Below are 8,589 nucleotides of genomic sequence, written 5' to 3'. Positions count from 1 at the left end.
ATCAACGTGATCTTCGCATCCGGGGTCGCCAGTTTTTCGGCCAGTTTCAGCGGGCCCGAAACGTCCCGTTCGGAGTCAAAGGAAATCGGAACAAGAATGTTGTGGTACATGGGCTTGCGCCTCCTGTTGAGATAGACTGAGTCTGCGCTTTCCCGGCCGGTCCGACCTTGATTCAAATCAGGTCACCCAAACGTCTCGGCCACGTCGTACATGACCGGCTCAAAGCTTTTGCACAGTTCGTTGATCTGACGATTTCGCGCCCGCATTTCATCGGTGCGCAGCATGGCCAGAAAATCCTCGCGCCGTTGCCACTGGGAATAGTTGGCGATCCGTGTCTGCGCGTCATTCACATGCAATCCGGCCGCGACGAAGCCAGGTTGCTTCGAGATGAAGTTGGAATAGGCGTCGGTCAGCGCCTCGAGCAGATCCTGACAGGTGCCCGGCGTCATTTCGAACGTGGTGATGACGGTCTGAATGGATGCGTCCTTGGAAATTTTAGGCATCGTGCTCCTCCTCTTTTATCCCAGCCTAGCACAGGTTTTTCGGAATGCTTCCGATTTCTGGCATTAATCCAGTAACTTCTGGGATTGGAAAGGTCTTTTATCTGAACGCGCACCCATGAAAACCGAACTTGCAACAAGCGACCGCACTTCGCCATCAAACGCCCGGCACCCGAAAACACTATGCAAAGTAAATCAAAGACCAGTACCCTTCCAAATCAGGAGGATAGCCGGTGCAAAGAAGGCTCAGCGCGATACTGTCTGCCGATGTCGTAGGGTATTCAAAGATGATGGCCCGCGACGAAGAGGACGCCCTGGTCCGGTTGAAGCTGCATCGCGAAACCGAATTCGACCCGGCCGTCCGCCGTTTCAACGGACACCTCAACAAGCTGACAGGAGACGGCGCGCTGGTCGAGTTCAATTCGGTCGTCGATGCCGTGCGCTGCGCCATTGACATTCAACAACGAATGGCCGCCCAACCGTCACCAATCCGGCTACGTATCGGGATAAATCTTGGCGACGTCATTCTTGACGGCGATGAAATTTATGGTGACGGAATAAACGTGGCTGCGCGCCTCGAAGCTGAAGCCGATATCGGCGGCATCTGCATTTCCTCGGTGGTGCATGACAGCATTGCCAGCAAGATCGACGCCTTTTTCGTGGATCACGGTTTGCGCCAACTCAAGAACCTTACCCGGCCGATCCACATCTTCAAATGGTCCCCTTCTCACATTGCAACTTCGGCACCGGCAATGGCTGCACGCGACAAACCATCGATTGCCGTCATGCCGTTTGTCAACATGAGCGGTGATACTGAGCAGGAATTCTTCAGCGATGGCATATCCGAAGATATAATCACTGGCCTGTCCCGTTTCCGAACACTGTTCGTGATTGCGCGCAACTCGTCGTTCAGCCTCAAGGGCAAGGACCTGACCGCAAGCGAAATCGGCGCACGGCTCGGAGTTCAATACCTTCTCGAAGGCAGCGTACGCCGGGCGGGGAAACGGCTGCGAGTCACTGCTCAGCTGGTCGAGGCCGAAACCGGCAAGCACATCTGGGCCGACAGGTACGACCGCGAACTCGAAGATGTCTTCGACGTACAGGACGAAGTCGCGCACAGCATCATTGCCGTGCTCCCCGGGCGCGTGCAACATGATGTGGCCGATCGGATATCGTACAAGCCGACGGACAGCATGAAGGCCTATGAGCTTCTTCTGAAAGCAAAAGCGCTGCGCGATGGTCTGAATGCGCAAGACACCGCCAAAGCGCGTCAGTTGCTGGAAAAGGCCGTGGAACTCGACCCCGAATACGCCCGTGTCTACATGTACCTGGCGGATACTTATGTGGTCGACCTGTGGCTTGGTCTGGCCGATGAAGACGCGCCCGGGAAGGCCCTTGAAATTGCCCGAAGGGGCGCCTCGCTGGACAATCGCGACGTCTATATTCAGGATCAGCTCGGTTACGCGTATCTTTGTGCCCGGCTTTGGCAACAAGCGGAAATACAATTCGACAAGACCCTGTCCCAGATCGTCAACGAAGCTGAATCGATGGCGTGGTGCGGATACGGATTTCTGCTTTTGGGACACCATGCGAAGGCGCTTGAAATCGTGACCGAAGCCATGCGGCTCGACCCGCTTCACCCTCCGGCGCTCGATTGGATTCTAGGCCAAGTCTATTTCTTTATGGGCCGCTATGACGAGGCGGTGGGCGCCCTTATCGGCGAAGCGCTGCTCAACTCTGTCGGCCACGCGTTTCTCGTGTCCGCCTATGCACTGTCGGGCAAGCTGGATGAAGCGCACCTGGAACTTCAGGCCTTCGTTCAACACCGCCGCGAAGAATTGAACAGCCGAAACCTCGACTTTGGCAACTCCACCATAGAGACCCTGACCAGCGGATTTCGAAATATGTGGCGCAATCCCGAGGATCTCGATCATTTGATTTCCGGTCTGCGCATGGCAGGCTTGCCGGGCTGATACCTCGAATTCGCCCCCGAAAATTCGTGAAACTTCATCACGCGCGATCTGTGCGTAACCGTCTGTTAACCTAGATTAGCGAAGGATCGCCGCACGAGGACAATTCGTGCGCCAATATCTGATCGCCATAATTCTATGTCTACTGGCCGCGGGACCCGCGCAGGCCGGAGCATGGATGCGCGACAAGGGCGTTGGGTTTTCCTCGATCTCCAGCACCACCCACCTCGAAGACAGCGGTCAGATCGGAAACAAATACTCGATTTATCTGGAATGGGGCCTTCGGGATCGGCTGACCGTCGGCTTCGACGCGCATGAATACCAAGGAATCGCCGGCCATGCGTTGCTGTTTGCCCGAATACCACTGCTGACCTCGGACCGGATGGGGCGCTTTGCCGCCGAGATTGGGATCGGCGCCTATCATAGGCAAACTGAATCGCGCACCATGACCCGGTTAAAACTGTCCTATGGGCGCGAGTTCAGCATCCGGAACGCTTACGGCTGGCTGGCTGTCGACGCCGCTGCTGACTTTCTAAAAGGGCGCAGCACCATCCGAAAGCTCGATATCACGGCGGGCCTGTTTTCGGGTCGGCGCTTCAATCCGCTGCTGCAGATCGAAACCTCGGCAATCAGCGACGCCCCGCTTTATTGGAGCGTGACCCCTTCGATCATGATCCGGCCCCGGAAGTGGACAGCCACGTGGGTTCTGGGGGTCGAGAAGAACTCGGCCACCTCCCGCCCCGGTCTTAAGCTGGCCATTTGGCGCACCTTCTAAGGGAAAGACGGGCGCATTGCGCCCGCCCGCTGGTCCTATGTGTCGATGCGGATCGAGGTCGCTACCGTTCCCTTCAGGGGTTCGGGCCAGACGATGTGTATCCGGTCATTGCCTGAACCCTGCTGCACTCTGACATAAGGTGCAGCATAGCGAACCGCGTTGCCCCCCGTCTGCAACGCGTCCACCGCCAATACGCCGTCGCAACCACGCGCCCAGCCGCCAAAGGCCAGGTCTTGCCCCGGATCAACCACCCAGGTTTGCACTGCCGTGTTCTGAGAATGACGCAACCGCAGGGGATTGGCGCTTTTCGCACTCACCCCGTGGAACATGTTGCCGTCAAAGAAAACGTCCATAAACCGGCTATAGTTCAAATCGGCAAATGTCGTATCCACCCGCTCGGCCCGGTCGATATTGCCATTGATCGAACGGAACTTGTTGCCGGTCACCGTCAGTCCGTTCAGGAAATGCCCGGTTCCATAGGGTCGGATCACGACGTAACTGAACCATGGCGCCACATCGCTCGACAAGAATATGTTGTCGGTGATGCTCATCGAACTGAACGAAAATCCAGAGACGAAATCGGGATTGGGATCATGTTCGTTCGTCCACTCGATGAAACAGTTATCCACATAGTTTTCGGCGATGGTCGAACTGGAATAGGTGCCAATTATGACCAACCCGGCTGTACGGCTGCCATTGGCCACGTCATCACCCTGAAAGAAATGGTTGCCCAGCACCATGTTGTTGTCACCGCCCAGCACCGCAAAATGCTTGAATCGGGTCGCCCGGTTGTGGCGCAGCTTGACGTCGTTGTTGTTGGTATTGAGGGCGATCGAGCTTCGGTCGGGCACATTCAGGCTTTCCTCGGTCGACAGGAACTGGCACCCGTCGATCAGCATCCCCTGACACCCGCCGCCGGTTGAGGTGATACCGCGGTCCAACGGACGGCTGACAAAACAGTTCTTCAGCGAAAACGTGTTGCCCGCAGGCGCGAGCCGGATGGCGCTGCACCGGCCGTTACACTGAAACTCGATATCCTCCATCCCGAATTTTTGCAGCGAACTGAAGCCGCTGAAATCCAGCAGGTACTTGAACTCAACAAAGGTGAAATTTTGTGTGCCGTCTGCATCATACAACGGATTGCTAAGCGTGATTTCCTGCGCGCCCACGTTTTTCGAGCGCACATAGATCTCGCGCCCCACTCCGTTGCCTTTCACCAATGCGCCCACAGGAATGTTGGCTGCGTTCAATACGTTTTTCAGCGTAAATGGGGTGCTCGAACTATAGGTCGCTTGCGAGGTGAAGGTCTGAGTATCCCAGGCCGAGTTGGCCTGAACGTCCAACTGACCGTTCCGAATCACCCGGCGGGTGGCATAACTGGTCCGGTTCGGAACTGCGGCCTGCATGTCGATCGGCTCTGACACCGAAACCTTGCGCCCGCCCATATCCAACGATTCATGATCCGAGTTGTTCAGAAGCGCCTGAAATGCCTTCTTGAAGCCCAGCGTTTCGTCGCCGAATGCGGATATATAGGTCGGCAGGTCGAAATCCTTTGTCAAAAGCAACATCTCACTCGACGGCATCGTCACCGTGCCTTCAAACTCGACGCGCGCATTCATGCTGGTGGTCTGGCCGAGATAGTAGCTGCCTTCGGGTACCAGAACCTGTCGTCCGCCGGCCGCCTGATCGGCCGCTTCGAAGGCGGCAGAGTCGTCGGTTGATCCGTCCCCTCTGGCACCAAAATCACGGACATCGACCAACCCGATCAGATCGCGCAGGAACACGCCAGTGACATCCTCGATCTCGATATCGTCCACCCGCAGAACCGCACCGTTCGGTCCCTCGATATTCAGCCCGAAATGACCGTACAACGCATTTACGCCCCAGGACATGTCGACGCCATCACGAAACCCGGTGCCAACAATGGCGGAAATCTCAACAACATTGCCATACGAGGCAAGCGTTGTCGCCGGTCCTACCTCGATCACACCCGGCACATGCACGTATCCTGCGCCACCAGCCCAACCGGCAATCCGGACCGTGGGCAGCGGCCCGCTTACCGCTTTGACCCGCGCCCTGATCTGCAAGTAGCACCCCGGCAGGATCGGAGTCTGCCCCATGTACCGGATCTTTTGTGGCGAGCTCGTTTTCAGCACTTCCAGACAGCCGCCAAAATCGGCATCCGCCGGCACAAAGGCCGCGCTTCCCGACCCATCATATGTGTCCGACCCGGGCGTGCCATTGCCGCTTGACCAGACATCCAGCCCGTTTTTGAACGCAGGCGGCATGAACTCGATACCGTCGGTGATCGCCTTGTTCATTCGTATCCCTTTCCCAAATGCGCCGCGAACAAACCGCCACGAACGCTTCATTCCCGATTTCGGGTGCCCCCGAATGCGAGAAACCGAAGTATGGGAAAAAGTTTAAACCGGACTGGCACCACCGTGACGGTGCCGTTGCATCACGCCGCCGGATCGCTCGGACCAAGGAGTTGCACGCCGTTGATTTTCCACGCATCACCCTGCCGGATCATCTGGTAATCCAGCAGATGCACATGCCCGTTGTCATCAACGATCATGACTTTCTGCCACAAATCACCACCGACCTCACGCAACTCAAGGAACCTCACATCCGCAGGCCGCCAAACCATCGGATAGCCGTTGCGCACCATCGCGCCGAATTCGTCGGGCGTCCGAAACAGGTTCTGAATGCCCGGGCTCGCAAAGGTGAATGCGGTGGTGAAATCATCCACCAGAAAGGCGTCGATCTGGGCGCGGATATTGGCCTCGATCTCGGTGCTTTGCGCTTGGGTCGACACACTCATCCAAACCCAGACCGGCAATGCCAAAAGAATGTGGCGCATGGGGCTACCCTCCTGACCGGAGGATAGCCCCATGTCCCTGTTCGTCAAATCAGACCAGTTCGCCCGCCAGCGCCCGATCGATCAGCGCGATGGTTTCGGGCACGCCGTAAAGCGCGACAAACCCGCCAAAACGCGGCCCTTGCGACGCCCCCAGAAGCACTTCGTAAAGCGCGATGAACCAGTCGCGCATCGGATCAAACCGCTCACGCCCGATGGAATACACCACAGATTGCAGCGCCTCGTCCTCGATCGGCCCGTCATAAACCTCCAGCTCGGCCTTGAGCGCCTCCAGCGCCTCGCGCTCCTGTTCTGTCGGCGCGCGAAATTGGCGAGTCGGTTTGACGAAATCGTTGAAATACCGCACGGCGAACCCGGCGGCCTGATCCAGGTCGGGATGGCTCTCGGCGCTGGCCTCGGGCGCGTAACGGCGGATGAAACCCCACAGCGTGTCCTTGTCCTCGGCCGCCGAGACCGAGGCCAGGTTCAGCAGCATCGCAAACGGAACAATCAGCGTCGACTCGGGAACACGGCCACCGTGGATATGCCACACCGGATTATTCAATTGCGCCTTCAGGTCCTGTCCCGGATAGGCCCTGAGTTGCTGGTGATACTCATCATAGGCTTTCGGTATCACATCGAAATGCATCCGTTTGGCGGTCTTGGGCTTTTGGTACATGAAATAGGCAAGACTTTCGGTCGGCGCATAGTTCAGCCATTCGTCGATTGACACCCCGTTGCCCGACGATTTCGAAATCTTCTGGCCATTCTCATCCAAGAACAACTCATACGTGAAATGTTCGGGTGCGCGTTCTCCCAGTACCCGGCAAATGCCGTCATAGATAGGCGTGTTGGTGGAATGGTCTTTTCCGTACATTTCGAAATCGACGCCCAGCGCCGCCCAGCGCGCACCAAAGTCCGGTTTCCACTGCAGCTTGACGTTGCCGCCAGTGACCGGAAGCGTCCATTCCTTGCCATCTTCGTCGTCGAAAGTGATAGTGCCGTCCTTGGCATTCACCTCCTTCATTGGCACGTATAGAACCCGCCCTGTATCGGGATGGATCGGCAGAAAGATCGAATAGGTCTGCTGACGCTCTTCGCGCAGCGACTTGAGCATGATCTTCATGACCTCGTCGTAACGCTCGGCCGCCCGCAGCAGGATAGCGTCGAACTGGCCCGACTTGTAGAAATCCGTCGCGCTGATGAACTCATACTCGAACCCGAACGTATCCAGAAACCGCCGCAGCATCGCGTTGTTGTGATGGCCAAAGCTCTCATGCGTGCCGAACGGATCCGGCACAGCGGTCAGCGGCTTCTGCAGATGCTCCTTCAGCATTTCCTGATTGGGGACATTACCCGGCACCTTGCGCATACCGTCCATATCGTCCGAGAAACAGATCAGCTTGGTGGGAATTTCACTGATCTCTTCGAAGGCACGGCGGATCATCGTCGTGCGTGCCACCTCGCCAAAAGTGCCAATATGCGGCAGGCCCGAGGGGCCATAGCCGGTCTCGAACAGGACATACCCCTTCTCCGGAGGAGCTTTCTGATAGCGTTTTAGCACCTGGCGCGCTTCTTCAAAGGGCCAGGCCTTGGACGCAAGGGCGATATCGCGCAGTTCAGACATTTCGCTTCTTTCTCCATCGGAAAACGGGACCCGCCGCACCGCGCGACCGGCCCGCTTCTCCTATTGTGCTGGTGCAGCAAGAGTCAATCGCCGGGCGGCATCAACCCTCCTCAAACAAGGGATTATTGCACCCTAACGGTATGCTGTCGGTTCGGAATGCGGATATACGCCTCTGACGCCGGGTAAGGCGGTCAATTTCTCGGCCACCGCACCCGACGCACTGATTTCGAAAACCCTCTCGGATTCCCCCAACGGTATGGCCGTGACATCCGGATTAACCGACGCCCCCGCCTCGCGCAGGCGCTGGCGGACTTCCTCGTCCGTTTCGGATCCGCAATATGTTACCAACCAATCCATCCGGGCCTCAGCCTACCAACGGTACCCGCGTCCGCATAGAGCTTAGCGCCGCTGCCGCGTTGATCACGCCGGTGCCGTGATCGGCATTCCAGCCACGCCCGCTGCCGAGGCTGGTGGCCGATTCCATCAGCAGGAATTTCAACTCGGCCGGGGTCAGTCCGGGATTGGCCGACAACAGCGCCGCACCGACACCCGCCGCAACCGGTGTTGCCGCCGACGTTCCGTTGTCAAACGGCGTTCCACCAGTCCCCGCCGGGCGCCCTGGTCCGAAGTTGCCGAAGAAATGCGAATAACTGGCGATATCCGGCTTTTGCGGCTCGAACATGCCCGGCCCCTGGCTGGAATACCCGATCCGCTCGTGCCTGCTGTTGACGGCGGCGACGGTAATGACTTCGGCCAGACTGTTGGATGCATGTATCGACACGCCCGGCCCGACACCCGAGGAATGGCAATTGCCGCTTGGGCAATTCTGCCCGCAATTTCCCGCCGCAAAGAAACAG

At 57.7% G+C, this 8,589-nt stretch carries 8 protein-coding genes and 1 pseudogene; 2 read left to right on the top strand and 7 right to left on the bottom strand.

The genetic code is table 11. The features are described 5' to 3' along the window. Window positions 1–110, bottom strand: a pseudogene (locus AC2FLX_RS21585) (universal stress protein); the annotation flags it as partial. A gap of 72 nt (window positions 111–182) precedes the next feature. Next, a complete protein-coding gene (locus tag AC2FLX_RS21580) occupies window positions 183–503 on the bottom strand; it encodes an antibiotic biosynthesis monooxygenase family protein (RefSeq protein WP_480750212.1) in 321 nt (106 codons plus the stop codon). Window positions 504–733: 230 nt separating this feature from the next. Between AC2FLX_RS21580 and AC2FLX_RS21575 the strand changes: the two genes are divergently transcribed. Then, on the top strand, window positions 734–2,473 hold the full coding sequence (locus tag AC2FLX_RS21575) for an adenylate/guanylate cyclase domain-containing protein (RefSeq protein ID WP_496810601.1): 1,740 nt from the start codon (window positions 734–736) through the stop codon (window positions 2,471–2,473). Window positions 2,474–2,579: 106 nt separating this feature from the next. Continuing rightward, window positions 2,580–3,245: a hypothetical protein gene (locus AC2FLX_RS21570; protein ID WP_480750214.1), complete on the top strand. Its 666-nt coding sequence runs from the start codon at window positions 2,580–2,582 to the stop codon at window positions 3,243–3,245. Between the two features lie 35 nt (window positions 3,246–3,280). On the opposite strand, the gene AC2FLX_RS21565 is transcribed toward AC2FLX_RS21570, so the two are convergent. The 5 genes from AC2FLX_RS21565 to AC2FLX_RS21545 form a co-directional block, all read right to left on the bottom strand. Then, window positions 3,281–5,566 (bottom strand): glycosyl hydrolase family 28-related protein, encoded by a 2,286-nt coding sequence (locus AC2FLX_RS21565; RefSeq protein ID WP_496810600.1) that lies wholly within the window; start codon window positions 5,564–5,566, stop codon window positions 3,281–3,283. Window positions 5,567–5,706: 140 nt separating this feature from the next. Further along, the gene (locus AC2FLX_RS21560) at window positions 5,707–6,108 is read right to left on the bottom strand and encodes a DUF4864 domain-containing protein (protein WP_480750216.1); all 402 of its coding nucleotides are present in this window, start codon (window positions 6,106–6,108) and stop codon (window positions 5,707–5,709) included. Window positions 6,109–6,157: 49 nt separating this feature from the next. After that, window positions 6,158–7,732 (bottom strand): lysine--tRNA ligase, encoded by a 1,575-nt coding sequence (locus AC2FLX_RS21555; RefSeq protein ID WP_496810599.1) that lies wholly within the window; start codon window positions 7,730–7,732, stop codon window positions 6,158–6,160. A gap of 132 nt (window positions 7,733–7,864) precedes the next feature. Next, window positions 7,865–8,089 carry a hypothetical protein gene (locus AC2FLX_RS21550; protein ID WP_496810598.1) on the bottom strand — a complete coding sequence of 75 codons (225 nt, stop codon included), beginning with the start codon at window positions 8,087–8,089 and terminating at the stop codon, window positions 7,865–7,867. Between the two features lie 7 nt (window positions 8,090–8,096). Beyond that, on the bottom strand, window positions 8,097–8,589 hold a 493-nt coding region (locus AC2FLX_RS21545), incomplete at its 5' end, for a S8 family serine peptidase (protein WP_496875547.1).

Source organism: Ruegeria sp. YKSF57 (assembly GCF_059612585.1).
Note: the sequence above shows the minus strand (reverse complement) of the source record. Positions and strands in the feature narration are given on the sequence as shown.